22 protein-coding genes and 1 pseudogene are annotated in these 25,508 nt (G+C 66.2%); 13 read left to right on the top strand and 10 right to left on the bottom strand.

Annotated elements, in window-relative coordinates; all coding sequences use genetic code 11:
* Positions 1–11 precede the first annotated feature (11 nt).
* Genes ACGFK1_RS23300 through ACGFK1_RS23290 form a run of 3 tightly spaced genes read left to right on the top strand, consistent with a single transcriptional unit; the run spans position 12 to position 1,229 of the window.
* Positions 12–590, top strand: coding sequence for a hypothetical protein (locus ACGFK1_RS23300; RefSeq protein WP_393434831.1), 579 nt, complete (start codon positions 12–14; stop codon positions 588–590).
* Positions 575–1,072, top strand: a complete 498-nt coding sequence (locus ACGFK1_RS23295) for a hypothetical protein (protein WP_393434828.1) — start codon at positions 575–577, stop codon at positions 1,070–1,072. The genes ACGFK1_RS23300 and ACGFK1_RS23295 overlap by 16 nt, the downstream gene beginning before the upstream one ends.
* 4 nt (positions 1,073–1,076) lie before the next feature.
* A complete protein-coding gene (locus ACGFK1_RS23290; RefSeq protein WP_393434826.1) occupies positions 1,077–1,229 on the top strand; it encodes a hypothetical protein in 153 nt (50 codons plus the stop codon).
* A 323-nt stretch (positions 1,230–1,552) separates the two neighbouring features.
* Here the strand turns inward: ACGFK1_RS23290 and ACGFK1_RS23285 are convergent, their stop codons facing one another.
* Positions 1,553–1,987, bottom strand: coding sequence for a MarR family winged helix-turn-helix transcriptional regulator (locus tag ACGFK1_RS23285; protein ID WP_393434823.1), 435 nt, complete (start codon positions 1,985–1,987; stop codon positions 1,553–1,555).
* Between the two features lie 119 nt (positions 1,988–2,106).
* Here ACGFK1_RS23285 and ACGFK1_RS23280 point away from each other — a divergent pair, with 119 nt between their 5' ends.
* Positions 2,107–2,991, top strand: a complete 885-nt coding sequence (locus tag ACGFK1_RS23280; protein WP_393434820.1) for an MBL fold metallo-hydrolase — start codon at positions 2,107–2,109, stop codon at positions 2,989–2,991.
* A 92-nt stretch (positions 2,992–3,083) separates the two neighbouring features.
* Positions 3,084–4,082 carry an aldo/keto reductase gene (locus ACGFK1_RS23275; protein ID WP_393434817.1) on the top strand — a complete coding sequence of 333 codons (999 nt, stop codon included), beginning with the start codon at positions 3,084–3,086 and terminating at the stop codon, positions 4,080–4,082.
* A 151-nt stretch (positions 4,083–4,233) separates the two neighbouring features.
* On the opposite strand, the gene ACGFK1_RS23270 is transcribed toward ACGFK1_RS23275, so the two are convergent.
* The 4 genes from ACGFK1_RS23270 to ACGFK1_RS23255 form a co-directional block, all read right to left on the bottom strand.
* Positions 4,234–5,253, bottom strand: a complete 1,020-nt coding sequence (locus ACGFK1_RS23270) for a putative zinc-binding metallopeptidase (RefSeq protein ID WP_393434814.1) — start codon at positions 5,251–5,253, stop codon at positions 4,234–4,236.
* Positions 5,246–6,199, bottom strand: coding sequence for a transglutaminase N-terminal domain-containing protein (locus ACGFK1_RS23265; protein ID WP_393434811.1), 954 nt, complete (start codon positions 6,197–6,199; stop codon positions 5,246–5,248). The genes ACGFK1_RS23270 and ACGFK1_RS23265 overlap by 8 nt, the downstream gene beginning before the upstream one ends.
* Positions 6,166–8,814 carry a circularly permuted type 2 ATP-grasp protein gene (locus ACGFK1_RS23260; protein ID WP_393435271.1) on the bottom strand — a complete coding sequence of 883 codons (2,649 nt, stop codon included), beginning with the start codon at positions 8,812–8,814 and terminating at the stop codon, positions 6,166–6,168. The genes ACGFK1_RS23265 and ACGFK1_RS23260 overlap by 34 nt, the downstream gene beginning before the upstream one ends.
* Positions 8,815–8,900: 86 nt before the next feature.
* The gene (locus ACGFK1_RS23255) at positions 8,901–9,836 is read right to left on the bottom strand and encodes a DUF389 domain-containing protein (protein ID WP_393434808.1); all 936 of its coding nucleotides are present in this window, start codon (positions 9,834–9,836) and stop codon (positions 8,901–8,903) included.
* Between the two features lie 102 nt (positions 9,837–9,938).
* On the opposite strand from ACGFK1_RS23255, the gene ACGFK1_RS23250 reads away from it, so the two are divergent.
* Entirely contained in the window at positions 9,939–11,345 is a 1,407-nt protein-coding gene (locus ACGFK1_RS23250; RefSeq protein WP_393434805.1) for a selenium-binding protein SBP56-related protein, read from the top strand.
* On the opposite strand, the gene ACGFK1_RS23245 is transcribed toward ACGFK1_RS23250, so the two are convergent.
* Entirely contained in the window at positions 11,335–11,814 is a 480-nt protein-coding gene (locus tag ACGFK1_RS23245; RefSeq protein WP_393434802.1) for a winged helix-turn-helix transcriptional regulator, read from the bottom strand. The two genes, ACGFK1_RS23250 and ACGFK1_RS23245, sit on opposite strands and share 11 nt — an antisense overlap.
* Positions 11,815–11,908: 94 nt before the next feature.
* Between ACGFK1_RS23245 and ACGFK1_RS23240 the strand changes: the two genes are divergently transcribed.
* Both ACGFK1_RS23240 and ACGFK1_RS23235 read left to right on the top strand, forming a co-directional pair.
* Positions 11,909–13,090 (top strand): thiolase family protein, encoded by a 1,182-nt coding sequence (locus ACGFK1_RS23240; RefSeq protein WP_393434799.1) that lies wholly within the window; start codon positions 11,909–11,911, stop codon positions 13,088–13,090.
* An 83-nt stretch (positions 13,091–13,173) separates the two neighbouring features.
* Complete coding sequence (locus ACGFK1_RS23235; RefSeq protein WP_393434792.1) at positions 13,174–14,058, top strand: NAD(P)H-binding protein; 885 nt, start codon at positions 13,174–13,176, stop codon at positions 14,056–14,058.
* Here ACGFK1_RS23235 and ACGFK1_RS23230 read toward each other — a convergent pair.
* The gene (locus ACGFK1_RS23230) at positions 14,055–14,486 is read right to left on the bottom strand and encodes a nitroreductase/quinone reductase family protein (protein WP_393434789.1); all 432 of its coding nucleotides are present in this window, start codon (positions 14,484–14,486) and stop codon (positions 14,055–14,057) included. The genes ACGFK1_RS23235 and ACGFK1_RS23230 overlap by 4 nt on opposite strands.
* 219 nt (positions 14,487–14,705) lie before the next feature.
* Positions 14,706–15,137 (bottom strand): nitroreductase/quinone reductase family protein, encoded by a 432-nt coding sequence (locus ACGFK1_RS23225; protein ID WP_393434786.1) that lies wholly within the window; start codon positions 15,135–15,137, stop codon positions 14,706–14,708.
* Between the two features lie 95 nt (positions 15,138–15,232).
* Between ACGFK1_RS23225 and ACGFK1_RS23220 the strand changes: the two are divergent.
* Positions 15,233–17,823: pseudogene (locus ACGFK1_RS23220) on the top strand (FAD-dependent oxidoreductase).
* On the opposite strand, the gene aspS reads toward ACGFK1_RS23220, so the two are convergent.
* Positions 17,820–19,628: an aspartate--tRNA ligase gene (aspS, locus tag ACGFK1_RS23215; RefSeq protein ID WP_393434783.1), complete on the bottom strand. Its 1,809-nt coding sequence runs from the start codon at positions 19,626–19,628 to the stop codon at positions 17,820–17,822. The pseudogene ACGFK1_RS23220 and the gene aspS sit on opposite strands and share 4 nt — an antisense overlap.
* 65 nt (positions 19,629–19,693) lie before the next feature.
* On the opposite strand from aspS, the gene ACGFK1_RS23210 reads away from it, so the two are divergent.
* The gene (locus ACGFK1_RS23210; RefSeq protein ID WP_393434780.1) at positions 19,694–20,611 is read left to right on the top strand and encodes an oxidoreductase; all 918 of its coding nucleotides are present in this window, start codon (positions 19,694–19,696) and stop codon (positions 20,609–20,611) included.
* A 77-nt stretch (positions 20,612–20,688) separates the two neighbouring features.
* Here ACGFK1_RS23210 and ACGFK1_RS23205 read toward each other — a convergent pair whose 3' ends face one another.
* The gene (locus ACGFK1_RS23205) at positions 20,689–22,194 is read right to left on the bottom strand and encodes a carboxylesterase/lipase family protein (protein ID WP_393434777.1); all 1,506 of its coding nucleotides are present in this window, start codon (positions 22,192–22,194) and stop codon (positions 20,689–20,691) included.
* Between the two features lie 63 nt (positions 22,195–22,257).
* Here ACGFK1_RS23205 and ACGFK1_RS23200 point away from each other — a divergent pair, with 63 nt between their 5' ends.
* The 3 genes from ACGFK1_RS23200 to ACGFK1_RS23190 are packed head-to-tail and all read left to right on the top strand — an operon-like array spanning position 22,258 to position 25,368.
* Positions 22,258–23,145: a neutral zinc metallopeptidase gene (locus ACGFK1_RS23200; RefSeq protein WP_393434774.1), complete on the top strand. Its 888-nt coding sequence runs from the start codon at positions 22,258–22,260 to the stop codon at positions 23,143–23,145.
* Positions 23,138–24,784: a DUF885 domain-containing protein gene (locus ACGFK1_RS23195; RefSeq protein ID WP_393434771.1), complete on the top strand. Its 1,647-nt coding sequence runs from the start codon at positions 23,138–23,140 to the stop codon at positions 24,782–24,784. The genes ACGFK1_RS23200 and ACGFK1_RS23195 overlap by 8 nt, the downstream gene beginning before the upstream one ends.
* Before the next feature lie 56 nt (positions 24,785–24,840).
* Complete coding sequence (locus tag ACGFK1_RS23190; RefSeq protein ID WP_393434768.1) at positions 24,841–25,368, top strand: DinB family protein; 528 nt, start codon at positions 24,841–24,843, stop codon at positions 25,366–25,368.
* Positions 25,369–25,508 lie beyond the last annotated feature (140 nt).

Raw genomic sequence — 25,508 nt, 5'->3', positions numbered from 1 at the left:
GGGTCACAGGGGTGCTGCTCCATCGCGACACGGCCGAAGGCATTGCGAACGGTGACATCACACTTGTGCTGCGCCGCTGGGATGCGCCGCGAGCCAAGGCCGGGGGTACTCAGCGCACGGTGGCGGGCACCATCCGGATCGACGGCGTCGCCGAGCGTCCCGGCGGCTACCGGGTGACGGCCGCGCAGGCGCGTGCGGCGGGCTATCCGGACGCCAAGACCGCCCAGAAGGACCTCGACCGCCGCCCCGCCAAGCACACCTACCTCATCACGGTGTCCTACCTCGCACCCGACGAGCGACCAGACCTGGCGGCCGACGACCAGTTGTCCCCCTCCGACGTCGACACGATCGCGGCAAAGCTGTCGCGTTGGGACGCTGCGGCCGAAACTCCTTGGACGCGTGAATATCTGGAGATGATCGGCGCCAACGAGGCGGTGCGCGCACCGGATCTGGCCGCCCGCGTCGGCCTGGCGGTACCCCGGTTCAAGCGTCGGGTGCGTCAACTCAAGGGGCTCGGGCTGACCATCAGCCTCGACGTAGGCTATCGACTATCGCCGCGCGGAAAGGCTTTCCTGTGCAGATTGCGCTGACGCCCGACACCAAGTGGAACATCGCCACCGCAGACCTTGTCCCGGCCGCCGCCGCAGCGGGTTTCACCGCGGTGGGGATCAATGCCGGCCGGGTCGACGCCGCCGCGGTCGAGGCCTACGCCGGAGTTCGATGTCATGAGTTGCTGGCCTTCATCGTCGGCGACGACGAAGGCGCCATGATGTCGAGCGCCGAACAGTTGGCCGACCGGGCGCGGACGATCGGCGCGGAGTGGGTGCTGACGGTGTTCACCGCCGACGTGCCTGCGGGTTGGATCACGCGCTGCGCCAGACTGTTCGACGATGCGGGCGCGGGCATGGCCGTGGAATACACTCCGCTGGGCGCGATTCCGTTGATCAGCGACGGCATGGCATACGTGCGGGCTGGACGACATCGCCTACGTGCAGTTCACCGATGCGCTGGAACCCGAGTCTCGCGACCGGATGATCCGCGAGAGTCTGCACCGTCGCGCGTTGCCAGGTGATGGGATGCTGCCGTTGGACCGGATCGCCACAACCCTTCTCGACCGCGGCTGGGACGGCACTGTCAGCGTCGAGGTGCTCAGCGCCGAGCTTCGGCAGCTACCGGTCGACGTCTTGGTCGAACGGTTGTACACCACGACCGCCTCGTACTGGAGCTGAGCCGGCGGCGAAAGACAACGACGTGATCATCATGGCCGGTTACCCCACGACGCCATTCACGTCGAAGTGGGCTCATCGCCCATCGCTCAATCGCCGGCGTCGCGTTGTCGGCGGACCAGACTCAGGGCAAATCCGCGCCACTGAGTGCGCCACTGAGGGCAGTCGGCCGTAGCCTGCGCGTCGTGCAGTGGCCTGCCAGCAGCGGCTGATCTCGGTCTTGGCCGGAACGGACTGCCGTTCGCCGACTGTGGCGCGGTCACGTAGCGGACTCACTTGCTCGATGGCGAGCGGACGGGCAGGTCAGACACCTGCCTGAAGGCTCATTAGAACGGGTCAGTGCGGAGGGCGCGGGTAAGAAGGTGCTGCAAGAGGTCCTGCTCTTCGGGGTCCAGAGGGCTCAGGGGGGAGTCTTCGGAGAGCAACTCGAGGAGGCGTTCGCGGAGTTCGGCGCCCTTCGGAGTCACGACGAGCTGCTTGGCGCGGCGGTCATCGGGGTGCGGACGGCGTTCGAGATAGCCGAGCTCTTCGAGGCGATCTGCGACGAAGGTGGCGTTGGAGGGCTCGCAGCTCATCCGTTCGGCGAGTTCGCGCAGAGTCATGGGGCGAGTCAGCTCGCACAACGCGGTGCCCTGCGAGGCGGTCAGGCCGACGCTGGCCGCCCGGACGCGAAGGTGAACTTCGATGTGATTGGCCAAGCCTCTGACCAGGCCGCACACGAGACGGTCGGTTTGGGTTCGGGTCTCGCGCTCGGTGCCCACGACGCAATTTTAGTACAACTCAGATGATTGCAATTCAAACTATTCTAGTTGTAACTTGTTCCCCGACACGGCCGCCCAGCGGCACCCCTTCGAGCACAAGGCAGGACGAGATGGCCTCGATGACCGATTTCCACCGCATACGGCTGACCAGCGCACCCCGCGTTCGTTCACTCCGCTTGGGCGATCTGTGGGTCACTGATGTCCCAGATGGGCTGGCCCGGCTCAAACCGCGCGGTTGGCTGCCCGCCGCCACTGATGACGACTGGGCGGTGTACCACGACCATCTCGACGACGACGGTTTCCTTGTCGCCGGCATCAGCGGGTTGCTGGTCGAGCGAGGTGACCGGGCCCTGATCATCGACACCGGGTTCGGACCCGAGGCCTACGCGGACGACCCGACCAACCCAGTGCTGAAAAGCATCTACGGCGGTGAGCTGCTGGACAATCTGCGGCGGCTCGGCCGCGACCCCAGCCAAATCGAGGCCGTCGCCATCACCCACCTACACACCGATCATTTTGGGTGGTCCTCGAACCTCGCGCCCTACACCGACGCACTACCGTTCGGACACGCCACACACTTCGTCCCGGTGCCGGAGTGGGAGCGGCGGGATCTGGCCGCGGCGGGTGGGGCGACCGAGGAACGTCTGGCTGCCTTCGCACCCCGCGTCCGTACGGTCGAGGACGGCGAGGAGATCTTCCCCGGCGTGCGGGTATCGTTCGCGCCCGGCCACACCGTCGGCCACACCACCTACACCATCACCAGCGGCGGCCAGCGTCTCATTGCTCTCGGCGACGCGCTGGTCGCGCCAGTCCAGGTCACCCACCCTGAATGGGGGTGCGGAATCGACCATGACCCGGCCGAATCCGCCGAGCAACGCCGCCGCCTAGTACAAGAGCTGAGCCGCCCCGACACCATCGGCTACGGCTGCCACTTCGCCGATGTGGCCTTCGGACGCGCCGAGCGCCGCCCCGACGGCCGGTTCACTTGGATCCCCGTCGCCTGACTGTCGCAACATTTGATGCGGCCCGCAGAAGGGCGCGACCTTCACCGTCCCATTGCGGACGTCCAGATCAGAAAATTCCACAGGAGAAATCGATGCACTACAACAAATTTGGCAGGACCGGCCTTGACGTCTCGACGGTCTGCCTCGGCACTGCTCCGTTCGGCAAGCAGACGGACCCGGATGTGGCCCGCCAGATCCTCGACAAAGCCGACGATGCCGGCGTGAACTTCCTTGACACAGCGGATGGCTATCCAATGGGAAGCGACCTGAGCCTCGTCGGACGCACCGAGCAGATAGTCGGCGATTGGTTGCGGGGCAAAAGGGACCGATTCATCGTCGCCACCAAGGCCGGGCTAGCGATGGGTCGCTCGCCATGGGACCAGGGCGGCTCTCGCAAGCATCTTCTCGATGCCATCGACGGCTCGCTTAGCCGCCTTGGGACCGATTACGTCGATCTCTACCAACTACACTTCGATGATCCGGGCACTCCCCTGGACGAAACCCTCGAAGCTCTCGACACCATCGTCCGAACTGGTAAGGCCCGCTACGTCGGGGTGTCGAACTTTCTGGCCTACCGCCTCGCCCGTGCGGTCGGGCGCACTGAGACTCTTCGACTCTCACGGGTCAGTTCCGTTCAGCCCCGCTACAGCCTGTTGTTCAGGCAGATCGAGCGCGAACTTCTGCCCCTGGCAGGGGAAGAGGGCATCGCGGTCATCCCGTTCAACCCCCTCGCGGGTGGGTTGCTGAGCGGTAAGTACACACAAGACGTGACCCCGACCGAAGGTCGGTTCTCGACGCAGGTCGGCGCACAGTTCGCCGATCTGTACAACGAGCGGTACTGGCATCAAAGGGAATTCGACACCATCGAACGGCTGAAGACCGTCGCCGCCGAAATCGGGCAACCCCTGTCAACACTGTCCGTCGCCTGGGTGCTCGCCAACCCCGGGATCACCTCAGTCATTTTGGGAGCGAGCCGTCCCGATCAACTCTCCGACACTCTCGCCGCGGTCGATCTCAAACTGGATATCACCGTCAAAGCGACCCTTGACGACATCACCCACGAATACCGCTACGGTGACGCGGCGAAATGAGCTTCGGTCCATATGCAATCGGAATCACACACCACACCGCGTCCAGGAAAGCCGATGACCGGCTGAGCTACGACGCTCGTGCTCTGCGAGCGTGCGCAAAGTGCACGCGTGTCGCGGTGTGTCGCCGGGCAGACACGCACGCTCGCGGTAGTCAGGCGTTGAGTTCATCGATGATGGTGTGGATGAACCGCATCTTCTCGAGGACCGCGGGTGGCAGCACGAACGGATACAGATCCTCTCTGCCCATCGAACGGTTGATCATATTCAGCGCCCACGACAGCGGCAGCCACATGTCGATGATCGCGTCGAATCCGCTGGGCCCCAACATTCGACGCTCGAACGTCGCGGCGGCCCGCGCGAAGCCGAATGCGGCAGCGGTATCCAGTGTGTCGCGGATGTGCAGATAGTGGGCGAACGTCTCGGCCCAATCCTCAGCGGGATGCATCGTCGCGTAGGACGACACGTAGTCGTCCTCCCAACCGGCCGGCGCGCCCTCGTTGTAGTGGCGGTCCAACGCGGCCTGGTAGTCGGTGTCGGGATCGCCGAACAGTTCGCGGAACCGAGACGCGTACGCGTCCGACGGTTCGACGAGCCGATAGAAGTAGTAGTGGCCGATCTCATGGCGGAAGTGCCCGAGCAGGGTGCGGTAGGGCTCGTCCATCGCCACCCGCAGTTGTTCGCGGTGAACATCGTCACCCTCGGCGAGATCCAACGTGATGACCCCGTTGTGGTGGCCGGTGAAGACCTTTACCTGCCCGCTGGAGAGCAGATCGAACGCCAGCCCGAACTCCGGGTCTTCGTCGCGGCCCTCGATGGGAAGTTTCAGTCCGACGAGTTCGGCGATCAGTCTGCGCTTGGCTTTCTCCGCGGCGGCGAACGCCGTCAGTGCCTTGGCGTCGGCATCATTCGGGCGGGTTCGGGTCAGCGCGCACGACTGGCACAGCCGACCGACCGGGCCTTTCTCGACCAGCCAATTACATTCGGCGAGATTAAGATTCACGCATAGCTGATACTCACGGGCATCGACTGCGCCGGCGTGGTTGCCGCCGGGCGCTATCACCAGCAGCGCCATGTCCGACAGCGAGAAGCCAAGCGCACTCCCGCAATTCAGGCAGACCGAATTTTCGAAGGCCAGGTGCTGACCGCAACTTGGACAGAGGAAATCACGCACGCAGCACCCCGCCGTCGTATGGCGCCACATCGACGGACACCTCGATCACGCTGCTCTCGGCGTCGGTGAAGATGATGCCCCGCAACGGTGGCACATCAGCGTAGTCGCGGCCGAATCCGACTGTGATGTAGCGTTCGTCGACCATCTGGTCGTTGGTCGGATCCAATGCCAGCCATTGATTCTGTGGCGTCCACACCGACGCCCACGCGTGCGTCGCGTCGATGCCGATCATGCGTTCCCTCCCTGGCGGCGGGTCGGTGGCCAGGTAGCCGGATACATAGCTGGCAGCCAACCCGTTGACGCGCAGGCAGGCGATGGCCAACCGCGCAAAATCCTGACATACCCCTTCTCGGGCCGCCAAAACCTCGCTGACCTTGGTCGACACCGTGGTGGACCCGGACTGGTAGGCGAAGTCGGCGTAAATCCGTGACGTCAGGTCGCGCAGTACGTCGATCAGCGGCCGACCGGGCTCGAAACTCGGTGCGGCGTAGGCACGTAGCTCGTCGGTGATCTCGGGGGGATCCAGGTCGAGGGCGAACTCGGCGGCGAGTGCACCGTCGGCACCGACGGGCCTGGCGATCTCCCACGGTGCACGGGCCGACCCGCCGCCGTAGAGTTCGGGCGGCGGCGGGTCGACTTCCACGATCGAATTGCTGGCGATCGACAGCGTGCGGTGGCGCTGCGTGACATGGAAGTACGAGCTGATGTTGCCGTAGACGTCGCGGCTGGTGGAACTGTCGGCGGCCTCGGGCTCGATGATCAACTCGTGCGACAGACACCGTTGCCGTGACGAGTCGCGCGGGATCAAGAAGCCGCGCCCGTAGGAACTGGTGACGTCGTCCGAGTAGCGGTACATCGTGCTGTGCGAGATCCGGTAGCAGCGGCCCGACCCCGACTCGATGGGCCCGTCCGTCACGGCACGACTCGGAATTCGTCGGAGCCCCATAGATGCTGCATCTCGCCCGGCAGCGACAGGTGTGTTGCGGTGATGACGCCGGACAAGTCGCGGAGATCCCGGTCCATTCCGTCGAGCAACTCCGCGAGCCTGGCACGCGTGCCGTCCTCGACCTCTTCCAAGTCGGCAGGGTCGAGGCGGCGCAGTCGCGCGGTGATGTCGTCGACCAGTCGCTCGGGCCGCGACGACCCGGACGATCCGGGCAGCGCCTTGAGGTTCGCCCGCAGCCGCTCGAGCTGGAAGACCAGCGAGCGCGGGTTTTCGGTGTCGAACAACACCAGGTCCGCCACAGCAGCCACACTAACCTTGCCCAGGTTGCGCCGCCGATAGATGACCGCGGATTCGCACGCCACCAAAGTCGATTCGGTGATGGTCTGCTCCGCGCCCGCGCTGCGCACCGTTGTCAACGTGGCGCGCAGCAGCGCCACCAGCGCCAGCCCTCGTTCGATCCGTTTGCCGATGTCCATCATCGTCCAGCCGACATCCCGCACCATCGACTCGGCCGCGACACCGGACAGCGCCAGCATCCCCGCCAGCGTCAGGTTGTTCGTCGACGACAGGAACGCCTCTCCCTCGGTCTGCGATTCGGGCAGCGAGTCAGGCGCGTGCAGCAGCGCCCGCTCGACGGCCGCCAGCACCATCCAGGTGTCGTTGGACATCTGGTCACGCACCGAGCGGGCGGCGAGCCCGAGCCGCTCGACCGACTGCGCCAGCGACCCGGACCGGTGCCGGTCGGCGGTCAGCGACCACAAGGTGCTCGGGGCCGTCGCAACCATTTCCGCGTAGTCGCCGACCGTCCCGGTGTCGGTGCCCGTGACGTGGCCGAGCGCGGCCAAAAGCACCGGCACACATTCGCTGCCTTCCATCTCGCGGCGGTATCGGTACTCGTGATAGCGCTCGCGGGTGACGGTGAGCAACCGCGCCGTGTTCTCGGCGCGTTCGGCGTAGCGGCCGATCCAGAAGAGATCGGACAACACGCGTGGTGAGCTGACCGCACGGGTCGGACTCGGTGTCATCGCCGCAAGGTCAACCGGACTCGGGAGTGTCTCGACGGTGACGCGCGTTGGGCTTCGCACCCAGATATCTTTGGCGGCAACGGTATTCAGTCGGTACGCGGCATGTCCCCGGGCCAGCAGGTACCCCAGCCCACCGATCATCGGCGCGTAGCCGCTGCGCTGCGACACGGTGAACAACCGCATGCCCACGTCTGCCGATGACAACCCACCCGGGTAGTGAGCGGTCGGTGCGGTCGAGAACCGGGGCAGTTCCTGGCCGACCCACTGCCACGGGGTGGCCTCGATGCGCGTGCCCAGATCCTTGCGCTGGGCGGACGTCAACGCCGGTCCAACGATCGTCTTGCCGCCCGTTACCGACTTGATCAACAGCGACGACAAATTCGTAAGCAGGTGTGAGCGTTCGGTGTTGATGCCGGCCCAATACATGGGTGCGGTATTCAGCAGCGGTGTCTCACCGACCAACCGCTGCGCCAGTTCCGGCAGAAAGCGCAGCAGCCCAGGGCTTTCCAGGATGCCACTGCCCAAGGTGTTCACCACGGTCACCGCGCCGCGGCGCAACACCTCCACCAACCCGACGACGCCCAGCCGCGAATCTGCGCGCAGATCAAGGGGATCAGCGTACTCGGCGTCGACACGGCGCAACACCACGTCGACACGCTTGAGTGTGCCCATCGACCTCATCCACAGCTTGCCGTCCCGTACCACCAGATCGGCGCTCTCCACCAGTGGGAAGCCGAGCACGCTGGCGAGGTACGCCTGGTCGAACGCCGTCTCGGAGTGGATGCCGGGACTGAGCACCACGACCACCGGTTCCTCGGCCGACTCCGGCGCCGCGTCGATCAGTGCCAACCGCAGCGCCTGCGCCCACGGCGAAGCGGGCCGCGGGCCGATCCGCTCGTAGAGGTCCGGGATGGCGTGCGCGACCACCCGCCGGTCGGCGAGCGCATAGCCCGCCCCCGACGGCGCCTGGGTCCAGTCGGCGTTCACCCGGAAACTGCCGTCGGCGGACCGACTGATGTCGCAGCCGTGCAGGAACAGTTGATGCCGGCCCGGCACCTCGATGCCGCGCGCCGCCCTGATGTAGCCGGGATGGGCGAACAGCAACTGGGGCGGGAGCACGCCGCTGCTGATCGCGTGGCGGGGCCCGTACAGGTCGGTCAGCACCGCGTCGAGCAGCCGGGAGCGCTGCACAAGGCCGGCTTCCAGGGTGTCCCAGTCCGCGGACGACAGCACCAGCGGTAACGCGTCGAGGTGCCATGACCCCGGTTCGACGGTGCCGTCGCCGTTGGGTTGCGCTTGGCCGATGACCGAACCGTGCCGGTCCACCTGGATGTAGGTGATGCCGTCGTTGTCGACCGAACTGCGGACGATGGAGCGCAGGCGGTCAAGGCCGTCGCGGCCGCGCTCGCCGACGCATTCGGCAAGCTGCGTCCAGGCGGGACGGACATCGCCTGCCGCGTCGAGGAATTCGTCGTAGCCGGTGCCTGTCCGCTCGCCGCGCACGTCGAAAAGCGCCTGCTGAGAACGCGCGGCACGATACCGGGCGAGCAGGTTGTCGATATCGTGTATGTTCGGCGCGGGTCGGGCCATCACTGCAAAACGGTACGCACCCGGCGCGGATCCAGAATGCCTGGCGCGCCCACATCAGTAGATTGCTGCCCACGGTGCGGATCACATCACACCGACCGTGCTCGTGCTTGCCTGCGGCGATCCGCGACCTTGCGGACCCACAACACGACCACGCCGGCCACCACGATCCCGACCAGGTTGACGGCCAGCTGCGCGGCGGATTGGCCGGCGACGGCCCAGTCCCCCACTGTCGCCGCCACAACAGCGAACCCCGCGGCGGGCACCGTCGTGACCGAGATGAACACCCCAACCAGCGCAGCCGATTTCGCCGACACCAGCGACAGCATGCCCGCGGCCCCTGCGAACAGGGCGACCACCAAAGACAACGGTCCCACCTGGAAGATGAAGTCAACCTCGGACAGCTGGCGGGTGCTCTGCAGGGTGATCCAGCCCAGCGCCTCCCCGGCCAGCACCCCGAGCGCTGTGACGAGCATCGCCACCGGGAATCCGACGAACAACGCGACGGCGGCGCGACGCGCAAGGTAGGCTCGCCGACGCACAAGCGCGACGGCGAGCGCCGCCAAGGGACCGAACTCCGGACCGACCACCATCGCGCCGACCACGGTGACGGGCGAATCGTTGACCACACCGACTGCCGCGATCAAGCACGCCAGGCACAGGAAGGCCAGGTAGGCAGCGTTGAGGGTGGACTCCTCGCGCGTGCGCGCGGCGAGTTCGTCCCACACCACGGCGTCGGCGGGATCGCCCGCAGCTTCGTCCTCAGCGCGATAGGCCCGCGTCGACAGGACGGTGTCGACGACGTCGAGCGTGATCGCCCCGCGTTCCTTCACTCCCAGCGCCTTGAGCCCTTCGATGACGTCGTTGGCCGACTCCCTGGCGATGTCGGCGGTGATCTCGTCGCCACTCGGGTCGATCGCTGCCCCGCGGTGGACGACAAGATGCGCCACGCCGGGGTTCGCGGTCAACAGGTCGATGACCGACTCACGGAGTTCGGCCGGCGTGATCACCCGCAAATGCAACATGTCGGCACAGTAGCCAGCCGCTGCCGCAGGCTCCGAAACATTGGTCAAGGCGTTCTTGCAGAACGGCAACCACCGGCGTCGCCGCGGCGGATCATCAGTGGCATGGCTGCTTCTGATCCAACCTTCTACCGCAGCCCGGGGGCCGCCGTCGCGGCGGCGCCTGAGCAGCTTGCCTATGTTGTCGCATTCGATCCAGCGGGCCAGGCGAAAGACGCGCTCGCCGTGGTGGACTGCGACTCGTCCTCGTCGTCGTACGGTCGCGTCGTCGGCTGGTCCGAACTCCCGACGGCGGGCAATGAACTGCACCACTTCGGCTGGAACGCCTGCTCGAGCGCACTGTGCCACGAGGGCCACGACGGCCATTCCATAGAGCGGCGCTACCTCGTCGTTCCTGGCATCCGGTCATCCAACACCTTTGTGCTCGACACGCAACCGGATCCACGAAACCCGGTGCTGGCGTACACGATCAGCGCCGACGAACTCGCAGCCAAGGCCGGCTACTCTCGCCCGCACACCGTGCACTGCGGGCCCGGCGGCATCTTCATGTCCGCTCTCGGCGGCCCCAACGGTGACGATGGGCCCGGTGGTGTCGCACTGCTCGACCACGACACGTTCGAGGTCGTCGGGCCATGGGAAAAGGACCGCGGTGCACAGTTCTTCGCCTACGACGTGTGGTGGCATCTACGCCAGGACACCGTGATCACCTCGGAGTGGGCATCGCCGTCGATGATTGAGAACGGACTGAACCCCGAGGACTTGCTCGGCCGGAAGTTCGGGCACCACCTGAACTTCTGGAGCATGTCCGATCGCACCTTGACGCAGCGCATCGACCTGGGCGACCAGCACCAGATGGTGCTGGAATTGCGGCCCGCGCACGATCCGACGAAGACCTGGGGGTTCGCGGGAGTGGTGATCAGCGTCGAGGATCTGTCCGCCTCGGTGTGGCTATGGCACAGAGACGACGACCGGTGGGCCGTCGACAAAGTCATCACGATTCCTGCCGAACCCGCTGACGTCGACGACCTACCCCCCGCATTGAAGCCGTTCGGCGCGGTCCCGCCCCTGGTGTCCGACATCGACCTCTCGGTCGATGACCGCTGGCTCTATGTATCATGTTGGGGCACAGGCGAACTCAAGCAGTTTGAGGTGAGCGACCCGTTCCACCCGCGCGAGACGGCGTCCGTTCACCTCGGCGGCATAGTCCGGCGCGAACCGCATCCGGCCGAGCCGAGCCTGCGTCTGGCGGGTGGACCGCAGATGATCGAGATCAGCCGCGACGGCAAGCGGGTCTATGCCACCAACTCGCTCTACGCGGCATGGGATGAGGTCTTCTACCCCGACGGCGTCGGCGCGTGGATGGCCAAGCTGGACGCCGATGTAACGGCGGGCGGGCTGGTTGCCGACGCAAAATTCTTCCCCAACGGCGAGGAGTTTCACGGCTTGCGCGTGCACCAGACCCGGCTACAGGGCGGCGACGCGTCGAGCGATTCCTACTGCTTCACCGACTGAGCGTTCCCGCGAGTTGCACCACGAGTTCGTCGGAGGGCACGCGGTGTCCGTGTGCGCAACGGACTTCGACGGTGGCTTCGGCGCCGCAGTCCCGATGTGCAAGCTGCAGCGACGGGCTGTCCGGCAGGTGTCGCCCCCCCCATTGAAACAACGCCCACACCACCGGCATGAAATCGAGCCCGGCTTCGGTGAGCACGTACTCGTCGCGCGTACGCTGCCCCGGCTCTTTGTAGGGCCTTCGCTCCAGCAGCCCGACATCGACGAGTTCGGTGAGCCGGGCCGACACCGCCGCCTTGGTGACCCCGACGCGGCGCCAGAAGTCCTCGAAGCGGGTGGTGCCGTAGAAGGCCTCCCGCATGATCAGCATCGTCGACTTCGTCCCCAACAACGCCATGGTCTTCTCGACCGGGCACTTTCCCACTGCCGACCAGGCGTCGCGGTCGACGAGCGGACCCTGCAGCACTGTCATGCACGTCACTCCTCTTCTGGGTTGTTTCCACTATATGCAGGTGTTAAAGCTAGATATAGCGAGCAATACTCAGGGTGGAGTTCAGGAGGCAGCAATGGCCGGATATGCAGGCCGAGATGCGGTCATCGTGGGTGCGGTACGCACTCCGATCGGAAAGGGCAAGGCGGGCGGTGCGCTGCACGACGTGCTGCCTGTCGATCTGCTGGCGCACAGCCTGAAGGAACTGGTGCACCGGACCGGGGTCGACCCGGCGCAGATCGACGACGTCATCGCGGGCGCAGTCACCCAGGTGGGTGATCAGGCCGTCAACATCGCGCGCAACGCGCTGCTCGGGGCGGGCTTCCCCGAAGCTGTGCCTGGTACGACGGTCGACCGTCAGTGCGGCAGCAGTCAGCAGGCGATCAGCTTCGCCGCCCAGGGCGTGATCTCGGGGGCCTACGACATCGCCGTCGCCGCCGGTGTCGAATCGATGGGCCGGGTCCCGATGGGCTCGAGTGTGCTGCCCGGCAGCGACCCGTTCGGCCAGATGGCGCAACGCTATCCGGAAGGCCTTGTGCCGCAGGGCATAAGCGCGGAATTGATCGCCGCGAAGTGGGGGTTCTCCCGCCAGCAACTCGACGAGTTCTCCGCGGGCAGCCACGAAAAGGCGGCGGCGGCAACCAAAGAGGGCCGGTTCGACAACGAACTCGCGCCGATCGTGGGACTCACCACCGACGAGATCATCCGTCCCGGCACCACGGTGGAGACGCTCGCCGGGTTGAAACCTGCGTTCTACAACCCGGCCTATGAAGCCCGTTTCCCGCAGATCAAGTGGGAGATCACGGCGGGCAACTCGTCGCCGCTGTCCGATGGCAGCGCGGCCGTGCTGATCACCACCAGCGAGGTGGCACGCCGCCTCGGGCTGCGTCCCCTGGCTCGCATCCACACGGCGACCGTGGTCGGGTCGGATCCGCTCTACATGTTGACCGGTGTCATCCCGGCGACCGAAAAGGTCTTGCAACGAGCAGGTTTGATGCTCGACGACATCGACCTGTTCGAGGTCAACGAGGCGTTCGCGCCCGTCGTGCTGGCCTGGGCCAAGGACACCGGGGCCGACCTGGCGAAGACGAATGTCAACGGCGGTGCGATCGCGATCGGCCACCCACTGGGTGCCAGCGGTGCGCGCATCATGACGACGATGGTCAACGCGCTCGAGCAGCGCGGCGGACGCTACGCGCTACAGACGATGTGCGAAGCAGGTGGTATGGCCAACGCCACCATCATCGAGCGCCTCTAAGGCGTGCCCCCCAATTGCACTCAGGGTCGTTGATCCGATGCCCTTCACGGCCCTGGGTGCAATCTCTGTCGAGAGAGATTCCCATGACGAAGGTTCTGGTCACCACCGCCAACGGTGACACCGGACGGCCGATGGTCGAGTACCTACTGGGGTCCGGCGTCCCGGTGAGGGCAATGGTACGCAGCGATGACGCCCGCGCCCAACGCCTTCGTGATGCCGGTGCCGAAGTGGTTGTCGGCGATCTGTTGAGTTTTCGCGATGTGCGCGCAGCGCTTGACGGCGTGCAGCGCGCCTACTTCAACTTCCCGGTGGGCGAAGGCCTCGTCGAGGCGGCAGTGATGTTCGCCCAGGCAGCCAAGGAACATGACCTCGAACTGATCGTCAACATGTCGCACATTCAGTCGCGCCCCCACGCCCGCAGTAAGGCGACACAGAACCACTGGCTCTCCGAGCAGATCTTCGACTGGTCGGCCGTGCCGACCACCAATCTGCGGGTCACCTTTTTCATGGAGTGGTTGACGTACATCGCTGGTGTGATCCGAAACGGCCGCTACGTCATGCCTTTTGACCCCGACAGCCGTTTCGCCCCGATCGCGGGGCGCGACACCGCGGCGACCGCCGCCACCATCCTCGGCAAGCCCGAGGGCCACGGCGGCCGCACCTACACCCTGACCGGGCCCGTGGAATACAGCCACAGGGAACTGGCCGCAGAGGCCGGCCGCGCTCTCGGCAGGGACCTTCCGTACGAGCGAACCACCGTCGCGACGTTTTTGAATCTGCTCGACATCCCCGACGACACGGCCAAGCTCAGGCACTTCGAGGCCGTGACCATTGATCAGCAAGAGGGACGTCTGGCGGGCATCACCGACACGGCCCCGACCATCCTCGGACGGCGTGTGATGTCGGTCGAGGATTTCGTCAACGAAAACCGCGCGTTGTTCGAACTCGACTACGCCAGGCCGGCCTAGGCCCGCTGCAGTTCGAACAGCGGAATGACGCGACTCGTCTTCTCCTGGTACTCACCGAAACCGGGCGACAACGCCACCACCTTCGGGTAGGTCGCGTTGCGTTCTTCGGGAGGTAGCTCCCTCGCGATCACGTCATACGCGTCGGTGCCGACCTCGATGTGAGCTCGCGGGTTAGCCCGGAGGTTGTGCACCCAGTCCGGGTTGGTGTCGGCCCCGGCCTTTGAGCCGATGATGATCATCTTGCCGTCGATGGTCAGATAGGCCAGTGGATTCAGCCGCTGCTGTCCCGACTTGGCGCCCGTGGTGGTCAACAACAGCAGCGTCGCCCCTTCGAACGGCCCACCGACCACGCCGCCGTTGGCGCGAAACTCGTCGACGATGCTCGTGTTGAAGGCCTTCATGGCCTCGGCGTCCGGTATCTCGGTCATGACGCTTCAAGTTACCCGCGCGCGACATCATTTCTACCCAGAAATAAGACCCGCTGCAGTTCGAACAGCCCGAACACCCGAATGGTCCGCTGCCGATACTCGCCAAAAACGATTGCTGCGCGACGATCATCTTGCCGTCGATGGGGTCGTTGACCGCCTGCCACTCCTCGGCGTTCATAGATGATGTCACGCACCGCTCAACGCAGGCGCCGGGCGCCGCTATTCGATCGGCACCAATTCGAAGATCGGGATCACCCGGCTGACGTTCGCCTGAAAGACCTCGAACTGCGGCGCGATCGCCACCACCTTCGGCACGATTTCGTCGCGGTCGGCGCCGAGCAGTTCGCGCGCGAGGACGTCGAACGATTCCGTGCCGAGTTCGACGCGCGCGCGGCGGTTGGCCCGCAGGTTGTGCACCCATGCCGGGGTGACGTCCGCGCCGCCGTAACCCCCGATCACCACCAGCTTGCCGTCAATTCGCTTGCACGACAACGGTGAAAGACGCGGTTGACCCGACTTCGCGCCGGTGGTCGTCAGCAGTAAGAGTTCGTTGCCTTTGAACGCGTCGACTTCACCGGCGTTGGCGCGGAACTCCTCGGCGATCTTGGCGTTGAAAGCCTTCGTCGCTTCGGCGTCGGGGGGCTGAGTCATGCTCCATCCAGCTTGTGCACGCCGAGGTGTATTCCCGGGCATTCGAGTATTGCCGTACTCAGTACAGCAGATCGGTGCGGCGGGATCATCGAGTGATGACCGATACAGCCGGGACACCTGATGTAAACGTCGTCGTGGTCGGCGCCGGGATCGCGGGCCTCTACCTTGCCTACCGGCTGAGCAGGGCCGGCCACTCGATGCGGATCTTCGAAGCGGGCGACGACCTCGGCGGTACGTGGTATTGGAACCGGTATCCGGGTGCCAGGGTCGACATACCGACCATCGACTACATGTACAGCTTCGATCCCGATTGGCGCAGCGGCTGGCAGTGGTCGGAGAAGTACGCGACCCAGCCCGACATCCTTCGCTATTTGAACCATGTCGCCGAGAAGCACGACCTGCGCCGCCACATCACGTTCTCGACCAGGGTGCAGCGGGCCCTCTGGGACGATGAGTCCGCGCTGTGGCGCGTGCGCACCGATGCGGGCGACGAGGTCACGGCTCGATTCGTCGTGATGGCCACGGGTTGTTTGTCCATACCCAAGCCGCCGGACATCGATGGCCTCGAGCGCTTCGCCGGCGACGTGTACTTCACCAGCCGCTGGCCACATGACCCCGTCGACTTCACCGGCAAGCGCGTAGCGGTGATCGGCACGGGTTCTTCTGGGGTGCAATCGATCCCGATCATCGCCAAGCAGGCGGAGCAGGTGCTGGTGTTCCAGCGCACCGGCACCTTCTGCATCCCCGCGCACAACGGACCTGTCACACCGGAGATGCTCGTGCCGATCGAGGCGGAGGCCGAATACCGCGCCGCTGCGAAGGTGTCACCCAACGGCGTGCCGATGGAGCGCAACCTCAGCCCGACATTCAGCGTCTCGGAGGCCGACCGCCAACAACGCTATGAACAGATCTGGGAAATGGGGCTGTTGCTGCAGTCGTTCACCGTGTTCGCCGACGTGCTCAGCAATCCCGCCGCCAACCACGAGTTCGCCGAATTCGTCCGCAACAAGATTCGCAGCATCGTCGACGATCCCGCGACGGCGCGCGAACTGTGCCCCACGGAATACCCCATCGGGACGAAGCGGCCCTGCCTCGACACCGACTACTACGCCACCTACAACCTGCCGCACGTGCGCCTGGTCAACATCCGCAAGCATCCGATTCGACAGATCACCGAGACCGGAATCGACACCGCCGACGAAGCCTTCCCTGTCGACGTGATCGTGTTCGCGACCGGTTTCGACGCCGTCACCGGTGCCGTCACCGCCGTCGACATCAGGGGGCGTAACGGACTGGCGCTCAAGGACAAATGGGCAAGCGGGCCGAAGACGTATCTCGGGCTGACCACGGTCGGATTCCCCAACCTGTTCCTGATCACGGGCCCAGGCAGCCCGTCCGTGCTGTCGAACATGACCGTGTCGATCGAACAGCACGTCGATTGGGTGCTCGACTGCCTCGATGACATGTCCGCCAAGGGTTTCGCCGTCATCGAACCGACTGAGACAGCTGAGGCGGGATGGGTACAGCACGTCAACGACTGCGCCGACATCACCCTGTTCCCCACCGCAGACTCCTGGTACATGGGCGCCAACGTGCCCGGCAAGCCCCGGGTGTTCCTGCCGTACTGCGCCGGTGTCGACTTCTACCGCGCCACTTGCGAGGAGGTGGTCGCCCGCGACTATCTGGGCTTCACGCTGTCCGGCCCCAACGGCTCACAGTGCATCGACGGCGTGGTGCGCCGGCTGCAACCGGACGTCGAGATGGTGCTGATGGAGATCGCGGCGCTGAATCTACCGCCGATGGAGTCGATGGCGGCTGCCGACGCTCGCGTGTTTTATCTGCAGACGCTCGCCGATCGCCCGCCGGGGCCAGAGGTCGGCGAGCTTGTCGACGGTGAATTCCCCGGGGCTACAGGTGATCTCAGTTACCGGCTGTACCGGCCACCGTCACCAGGACCGCACCCTCTTGTGGTGTACTTCCACGGCGGGGGTTGGGTTCTCGGTGACGCTGTCTCGGATGACCCGCTGTGTCGCGACTTGTCCCTGCAAAGCGACGCGGTCGTCGTATCGGTGAACTACCGGCATGCACCCGAGCACCGGTTCCCTGCCGCCGTCGACGACGCGATGGCCGCGCTGCGGTGGGTCGCCGACAACGCCGAAACACTCGGCGGTCGGCCGGAGCAACTCGCGGTGGCCGGCTGGAGTTCAGGCGCGGGGCTGGCCGCAGTGGTCTGCCAACTCGCACACGACGCCGGCGGACCGCAGATCGCCGGACAGGCGCTTCTGACACCGGTGACCAGCGGCAGCACCGCGCTCGCGTCGTACACCGAGAACGCCGACGGCTACGGCTTGACGACACCCTCATGCAATGGTTCTACGACAACTACGTCGACGAGGCGCAGCGCAGCGATCCCCGCGTCGCACCGCTGTGTGCGGATGATCTGTCCGGGTTGCCGCCGGCGATGGTGGTGAGCGCCGAGTTCGACCCGCTGCGCGACGACGGGCGGGCATACGCCGCCGCGCTCACCGCGGCGGGCGTGCCGACCGAACATGTCGCCGCACGGGGCCACACGCACGCCTCGCTGACCATGGTGGACATCGTGCTTTCGGGTGCACCGATCCGCGCGCAGATGGCCGACGCACTGCGCCGGTTCTTCGTGACGGCGCGGACCCCTGAGCCTGCTTAGTCCTTCTTCTCCGGCTTCTCCGGCTTCTGCTGAATGTCGCCGCCATCGCGGCTCCGGGCGTCGATTCCCGACTCCTTGCGCTGCTGCGCCGTGATCGGTGCGGGCGCCCCGGTCAGCGGGTCGACACCGCCACCCGACTTCGGGAACGCGATCACCTCGCGGATCGAGTCCATGCCGGAAAGCAGCGCGTTGATGCGGTCCCATCCGAACGCGATGCCGCCGTGCGGCGGTGCACCAAAGGTGAATGCTTCAAACAGGAATCCGAACTTCTCCTCGGCTTCGGCCTTGTCGAGACCCATCACCGCGAACACCTTTTCCTGGACGTCGCGGCGGTGGATACGGATCGAGCCGCCGCCGATTTCGTTGCCGTTGCAGACCACGTCATAGGCGTCGGCGAGCACGGCCCCCGGATCGGTGTCGATGCTGTCGGAGAACTCCGGCTTGGGTGCGGTGAACGCGTGGTGCACAGCGGTCCACGCGCCCGAGCCGACCGCCACGTCACCGTGGGCGGTGGCCTCGTCGGCGGGTTCGAACAGCGGCGGGTCCACGATCCAGGTGAACGCCCACGCGTTCGGGTCGATCAGCTCCTGGCGCTTGGCGATCTCGATGCGGACCGCGCCGAGCAGTCCCCGAGACGACTTGGCCGGGCCCGCCGAGAAGAAGATGCAATCCCCTGGTGCGGCGCCGACATGCGCGGCCAGCCCGTCGCGCTCGGCTTCCGACAGGTTCTTGGCCACCGGGCCGCCCAGCTCGCCGTCGCCGCCTACCAGCACGTAAGCCAGACCGCGGTGCCCGCGCTGCTTGGCGAACTCCTGCCAGCCGTCCAGCGTGCGACGCGGCTGCGAGGCGCCGCCAGGCATGACGACGGCCCCGACGTAGGGCGCCTGGAACACGCGGAAGGACGTGTCCTTGAAGTAGTCAGTGCATTCGACCAGCGACAGCCCGAAACGCAGATCGGGTTTGTCCGAGCCGTAGAGCCTCATCGCGTCGGCATATGTCATGCGCGGCAGCGGAGTTGGCACGTCGTAGCCGATCAGCGCCCACAACGCCTTGATGATCTGTTCGGAGATCGCGATTACGTCCTCGCTGTCGACGAAGCTGAGCTCCATGTCCAGCTGGGTGAACTCCGGTTGGCGGTCGGCGCGGAAATCCTCGTCGCGGTAGCACCTGGCGATCTGATAGTAGCGCTCCATGCCCGCGACCATCAGCAGCTGCTTGAACAGCTGCGGGCTCTGCGGCAACGCGTAGAAGCTTCCCGGCTGCAGTCGCGCGGGCACCAGGAAGTCGCGGGCGCCTTCCGGTGTCGAGCGCGTCATCGTCGGCGTCTCGATCTCGACGAAGTCGTGCCGGGCCAGCACCTCGCGCGCCGCGGCATTTGCCTTGGAGCGCAACCGAATTGCGGCACCAGGACCCTCGCGGCGCAGATCCAGGTAGCGGTACTTCAGCCTGGCCTCTTCGCCGGCGGTCTCGTCGAGCTGGAATGGCAGCGGTGCGCTCTCCCCCAGCACCGTCAGCGACGTCGCATTGACCTCGATCTCACCGGTCGGAATTTCCGGGTTCTCGTTGCCTTGCGGGCGGACCTCGACCAGGCCGTCGACCGCGATGCAGAATTCCGCCCGCAGTCGGTGCGCCTGCGCCAGCACATCACCCTCGCGGAACACCACCTGCGACACCCCCGAGGCGTCGCGCAGGTCGATGAAGATGACGCCGCCGTGGTCACGGCGTCGCGCCACCCAGCCGGCAAGGGTCACCCTCTGCCCGGCATCGGTGGACCGCAACGAACCGGCGGCATGTGTGCGCAGCACGAGAACTCCCTGGGAAAGGCCTGACGACAGGACTGCCACAGTGTAGTGGGGCGTAACTTGGCGTCGTGGATGAGCGCTTGCGTGAAGACCATGAGCCGGCCAAGAGCATTGCACTGATCGGACCCGGCGCCATCGGTGCCACCGTCGCCGCCTATCTGCACACCGCGGGTCATTCGTTGCTGTTGTGTGGGCACACCGCGCGCGATGCGATCGAGGTTCGGCCCGAGCACCACGAGCCGATCGTGGTGCCGGGGCCGGTGCACACGGACCCGGCCGACGTCGAGGGACCGGTCGACGTCGTGTTCATCGCGGTCAAAGACACCCAGAACGACCAGGCAGGCGGCTGGCTGAAACGGCTGTGCGATGACCGCACGATCGTGTGCGCGTTGCAGAACGGAGTCGAACAGGTCGAGCGTGTCGGCCGGCTCTGCCCGTCCTCGACGGTTGTACCCGCGGCGATCTGGGTCTCGTCGGAGGTCCAGCCGGAGGGCTGGGTGCGGGTGCGCACGCAGCCTCGGCTGGTGCTGCCGGACAGCGAGGCGGCGGCGACGCTCGCAGAGTTGTTGCGCGGGGCAGGCGTCACGGTCGACTTGGATCCGGATTTCATCACCGCCGCGTGGCACAAGCTGCTGGTCAACGCCGTGGTCGGATTCATGGTGCTGACCGGGCGGCGCGCAGGCATCTTCCGTCTCGACGACGTCGCGACCCTAGGCCGCCGGTATCTGGCCGAATGCCTTGCCGTGGCACAGGCCGAGGGCGCCAACCTCGGCGTCGAGGTGATCGACGAAGTCATCGGGCTGCTGGCGCAGGGTCCGCCCGACATCACCACGTCGATGCTGACCGACCGCGAAGCGGGTCGCGCGCTGGAGTGGGACATCCGCAACGGCGTGGTCCTGCGCAAGGCGGCCGCGCACGGACTGGCCGCACCGATCAGCGAGGTGCTGGTGCCGCTGTTGGCGGCGGCCAGCGACGGCCCCGGCTAGGACACCGGCGAGGTCAGAGTTTTCGCACGCGTTTCAGGCGAATGTGTACCGGAACGTTTTCGGCGCCTCTCGGGAGATCAGTACAGACCCGCCCACGCCTTGCGGCGTTCCGCGTCGGGATCCTCGACGACCATGTCGCGCGCCGACAGGATGATGCGCGTGTAGCGGTGCTCGGTGTCGTACGCCGGCCAGTCGTGTCCGTTCGACCAGTGGATCTGGCCGGTGTCCCATCCCTGCGCGGCGAAGTCCAGCCAGGCGCGCTGCATGCGCCTGCCGACCGGCGGCTGCAACCGTCGGCCCAGCGGATGCAGCTTGCGCCCGATGAACGAGGCGTAGCTGTGCTGGATGTGCACGATCTCGCTGCCGTGCGTGGCGCCGAGGCCGAGAACCCGCAGGCTCCAACCGAAATGGTCGAAGCGGTACATGTGCGTCGGGGCGTGCGCGCTGTACGCATCGGCGAACGCCCACGCCGGGCCGCCGAACATGCAATCCGACCCGAACGCGACCAGCGCACGCCGCCGCGGATAGTCCGGGTACGCGGCGAGCACGCGCTCTCTGGCATCCGGTGCGACGCGGTTGAGGTAGGCGTCGATGGATGCGGTGGTGGTGGGCAGCATCGGGGGCTTGGTCCACGCGAACATCGACGCCTCGTGGCTGTTGGTGCCGATGATCAGCGGCACCCGCGCCAGCGTGCCCGCCCGCGCGGCGTCGACGGGATGGTCGGGCAACAGGTCGACGCCGTAGGTCAGGCCGTACGCCAGCGTCGGCGTCGTCGCCGCGCTCTTGAGTTGCAGCAGCCCCGCGGCGCGTCGCAACTGCCGCTGCGGCAGCGCCTTGACCTCGGCGGGGCGCACGCCAAGCCGCTCGAGGAACTCGTGCGCCCGCCTAGCCCGCAGGTCGCGATCGGCGATGAGCGGCAGCGCGGGGCTCTGGGCGATCGCGCGGCGGAAGAGGCCGTCGGCCGCCGGGCTGGCCAGCAGTGCCAGCACCGACGTCGCGCCCGCGGATTCGCCGAACACCGTCACCCGATCGGGATCACCGCCGAACGCCGCGATGTTGTCCCGAACCCATCGCAGAGCGGCCATCTGGTCACGCAGCGCGAGGTTGTCGTCGAACCCCTCGCCGAGGTCGCTGAGTTCGAAGCCGCCGAACACCCCGATCCGGTAGGTGATGTTGACCACCACCACGTTTCCGTTGGCCGCCAGCCGCGACCCGTTGTAGAGCTGGAACTGACCCGCGCCGTACACGAAGGCCCCACCCGGAATCCACACCATCACCGGAAGCGAGCCGCCGGTGCCCGGCGACCAGACCGTCAGCGTCAGACACGCCTCGTCGCGCACCTTCGGATCGTCGCGCCCGCCGCCGACGAACGACTTGCTCTGCGGCGGCAGCGGTCCGTGCTCGAGCGCGTCGCGCACGCCGGTCCACGGCCGCAGCGGCTCCGGCGCCAGGAATCGGCGTTCGCCAACAGGCTGCTGGGCATAGGGCACACCGCGCCAGACGTCCACCCCACCGTCGCTGGTGCCGCGCAGGTCTCCGAACGCGGTGTGCGCGATGGTCGAATGTCCAAGAAGGACTGCCACGCCCAAATCGTAGTGTGCAAAGCTGGGCACACCTGGGTCTGAACAAGGAGACGGAGCGGTGCGATGACCTTCAACGAGGGTATGCAGATCGACACGAGCAACATCTCCACGGGCGGCGGCCGCGGTCCCGGTCGCGGAATCGCGATCGGCGGTGGGCTCGGTGGTCTAATCATCGTCGTGCTCGCGCTGTTCCTCGGTGTCGACCCGAGTTCGGTCGTGCCCCAGCAACAACAGATCGACACGGGAGGCGTCCAGGCGCCGGGATACGACTTGAGCCATTGCAAGACCGGAGCGGACGCCAACAAATACGTGGAATGCCGAGTGGCGGCGACGACCAACTCGGTCGACGGTGTGTGGCCGCAACTGCTGCGCGGCTACACCCCGCCGCACACCGTGCTGTTCCATGGCTCGGTGCAGACCGGCTGCGGTCCCGCCGACACCTCTGTTGGCCCCTTCTACTGTCCGGTGGATCGAACCGCCTACTTCGATACCGACTTCTTCCAGGTGCTCGTTGACCAATTCGGTTCCAGCGGTGGCCCACTCGCGCAGGAGTACGTGGTGGCCCACGAATACGGCCACCATGTCCAGAACTTGCAGGGCATGCTGGGCCGTGCTCAACAGGATCCGGAGGGCGCCACCGGCGCGGGTGTGCGCACTGAACTTCAGGCAGACTGCTATGCGGGCGTCTGGGCCCACTACGCAGCGATCACCAAACAGGAGAGCACAGGCGTGCCATTTCTTGAACCGTTGAGCGACAAAGACATTGCCGACGCGCTGTCAGCGGCGTCCTCGGTGGGCGACGACCGGATCCAGAAGCAGGCCACCGGCCGGGTCAATCCGGAATCGTGGACACATGGGTCGTCGGCGCAGCGGCAGAAGTGGTTCACCGTCGGCTACCAGACCGGCGATCCCAACAAATGCGACACCTTCGCGACGAACAACATTGGCTAGGCGGCAAACGGCCGTAGACGCCGTCGCCGAACGTTACCTCGACACGTTCGCGTCGCTGGACCCATGCGCGGCAACGGAAATGGGCATCCTCGGCCACGATGACGACATCACGGACTACTCTCCCGACGGGGTCGAGGCCCGGGTCGAGGCGGCCCGCTCGGCATTGGCCGAACTCGACGGCGTGCCGGCCGCCGACGAGGTGGACCACGTCACGATCGCGGCGATGCGCGAACGACTGGGGTTGCAGATCGAATTACACGACGCCCGATTGGACGTCGGCGATCTCAACGTGATCGCCTCGCCGTTGCAGTCGATGCGCGACGTGTTCGACCTGATGGCCACCGACACCGACGACGACTGGGCGTTGGTCGGCACTCGCATGTCGAAGGTGCCCGCGCGGGCGGCCGGTTACGCCGATGCGCTACGGGCAGCGGTTACCGCGGGGCGGGCCCCCGCGGCCCGTCAGGTCGCCCGCGGCATCCAGCAGGCGGCCCAGATCCAACAACTGTTCGTCGACATGGTCGCCGACGCAGCGCCGAACAACGCTGTGCTGCATGCGGAACTGCAAAAGCACGCCTCCGCTGCCGCCGACGCGTACAGCGCGTTGGCAACAGTGCTCCGCGACGAGATCGCGCCGCGCGCCCGACTCGAGGACGCGTTCAGCCGTGCCGCTTACCAGCTGCTCTCTCGGCAGTTCCTCGGCACCTCTGTTGACCTCGACGAGACCTATCAGTGGGGTCTCGCGCAGTTAAAAACCATTGTCGCCGAACAAGAGTCGATCGCCAATCAACTCTATCCCGGACTCACGGTCGGCGAGGCGATCCGCCGACTCGACGAAGAACCCCGATATCTGGTGCACGGCACCGACGCGCTCCAGGTGTGGATGCAGGATCTGTCCGACCGCGCGGTGGAATCGCTGGCCGACACGCATTTCGACATCGCGCCCGCGCTGCGGACACTGGAGTGCCGGATCGCCCCGACGCACACCGGGGGCATCTACTACACGGGGCCGTCCGAAGACCTGAGCCGTCCAGGCCGGATGTGGTGGTCGGTCCCGCCCGGCGTCAGCACGTTCCGGACCTGGCAGGAGACCACCACGGTGTTCCACGAAGGCGTGCCGGGCCATCACCTGCAGGTCGGTCGCGCCGTCGTCTCGTCCGACCGACTGAACCGGTGGCGCCGGATGGGTTGCTGGGTGTCCGGTCACGGCGAGGGTTGGGCACTGTACGCCGAACGGTTGATGGCGGACCTCGGCTGGCTCGACGACGCTGGCAATCGGATGGGAATGCTCGACGCGCAACGCTTTCGGGCTGCACGTGTGGTTCTCGACATCGGCGTGCACTGCGGGCTGACAGCACCCGACGGCGGGCTGTGGGACGCCGAACGGGCGTGGGTGTTTCTGCAGTCGCACAGCGCGATGGCAGAGGAGAACCTGCGTTTCGAGTTGGACCGCTACCTGGGGTGGCCGGGGCAGGCGCCGTCGTACGCGATCGGACAGCGGATCTGGCAGCAACTGCGCGACGAGATGCTCGGCCGAGGGCTGGCCTTGAAGGAGTTCCACGGCCGCGCTCTGGACCTCGGTGGGCTGCCGCTCGATGTGCTGCGGTCGGCCCTGCTCACCGATTTCGCCGCTGGCTGATCCGCTACTCTGCCCGCGGCGCCGGGGATGCGCGAGGCAGCTGACACACTTGTGGCGTGACCACCGAACCCATCGAACCCGACACCAAGGACTGGACCTGGGTCCTCAGCCGCGCGTGTCCCGAGTGCGGCTTCGATCCCGCCGCGGTGCACCACTCGCAGGTCGCCGACCGGATCCGCGCCGACGCCACCGACTGGATGCAACGCCTTGGCGAACCCGATGCGGCGCAGCGTAGAAAGCCCGACGTGTGGTCCACGCTCGAGTACGGCTGCCACGTCCGCGATGTGCACCGCATCTTCGATCACCGCGTTCAACTGATGCTCACCGAAGACGAGCCGCAGTTCCCGAACTGGGATCAGGATGAGACCGCGATCGCTGACGACTACGCCTCCCAGGACCCTGCCACGGTCGCGACCGAATTGTTCGACGCCGCACACGTCGTGGCCGACACCTATGCCAACGTGCCCGCAGACTCTTGGTCGCGGCGCGGGTTGCGCAGCAACGGCAGCGAATTCACGATCGCCACCATCTCCGTCTACCACCTGCACGACATCGTCCACCACGCCTACGACGTCAGCCGTTGACCGCTTCGGCTTTCGACCGCGAGCAGACGCAAAGTTGCCTATTTTCGGCGGCGGTTTCTAGCGCTGGGTGCAACAGCTTCTTGTTGAGGGGTTGTCATGAGGGTTCCGCGTTATCCGTTTGTGGGTCGTCGGTTCTGGGA

The sequence above is a fragment of the Mycobacterium sp. NPDC048908 genome, assembly GCF_043197955.1.
Classification (GTDB): Bacteria; Actinomycetota; Actinomycetes; order Mycobacteriales; family Mycobacteriaceae; genus Mycobacterium.
This window is presented reverse-complemented; position numbering and strand designations above follow the sequence as displayed.

Excerpts from the sequence above, each read along its gene's own strand:
- ACGFK1_RS23290 (WP_393434826.1), top strand. The coding sequence starts at position 1,077 with ATGCTGCCGTTGGACCGGATCGCCACAACCCTTCTCGACCGCGGCTGG.
- ACGFK1_RS23280 (WP_393434820.1), top strand. The coding sequence starts at position 2,107 with ATGACCGATTTCCACCGCATACGGCTGACCAGCGCACCCCGCGTTCGT.
- ACGFK1_RS23275 (WP_393434817.1), top strand. The coding sequence starts at position 3,084 with ATGCACTACAACAAATTTGGCAGGACCGGCCTTGACGTCTCGACGGTC.
- ACGFK1_RS23265 (WP_393434811.1), bottom strand. The coding sequence starts at position 6,199 with ATGGGGCTCCGACGAATTCCGAGTCGTGCCGTGACGGACGGGCCCATC.
- ACGFK1_RS23260 (WP_393435271.1), bottom strand. The coding sequence starts at position 8,814 with ATGGCCCGACCCGCGCCGAACATACACGATATCGACAACCTGCTCGCC.
- ACGFK1_RS23255 (WP_393434808.1), bottom strand. The coding sequence starts at position 9,836 with ATGTTGCATTTGCGGGTGATCACGCCGGCCGAACTCCGTGAGTCGGTC.
- ACGFK1_RS23250 (WP_393434805.1), top strand. The coding sequence starts at position 9,939 with ATGGCTGCTTCTGATCCAACCTTCTACCGCAGCCCGGGGGCCGCCGTC.
- ACGFK1_RS23245 (WP_393434802.1), bottom strand. The coding sequence starts at position 11,814 with ATGACAGTGCTGCAGGGTCCGCTCGTCGACCGCGACGCCTGGTCGGCA.
- ACGFK1_RS23240 (WP_393434799.1), top strand. The coding sequence starts at position 11,909 with ATGGCCGGATATGCAGGCCGAGATGCGGTCATCGTGGGTGCGGTACGC.
- ACGFK1_RS23235 (WP_393434792.1), top strand. The coding sequence starts at position 13,174 with ATGACGAAGGTTCTGGTCACCACCGCCAACGGTGACACCGGACGGCCG.
- ACGFK1_RS23230 (WP_393434789.1), bottom strand. The coding sequence starts at position 14,486 with ATGACCGAGATACCGGACGCCGAGGCCATGAAGGCCTTCAACACGAGC.
- ACGFK1_RS23225 (WP_393434786.1), bottom strand. The coding sequence starts at position 15,137 with ATGACTCAGCCCCCCGACGCCGAAGCGACGAAGGCTTTCAACGCCAAG.
- ACGFK1_RS23200 (WP_393434774.1), top strand. The coding sequence starts at position 22,258 with ATGACCTTCAACGAGGGTATGCAGATCGACACGAGCAACATCTCCACG.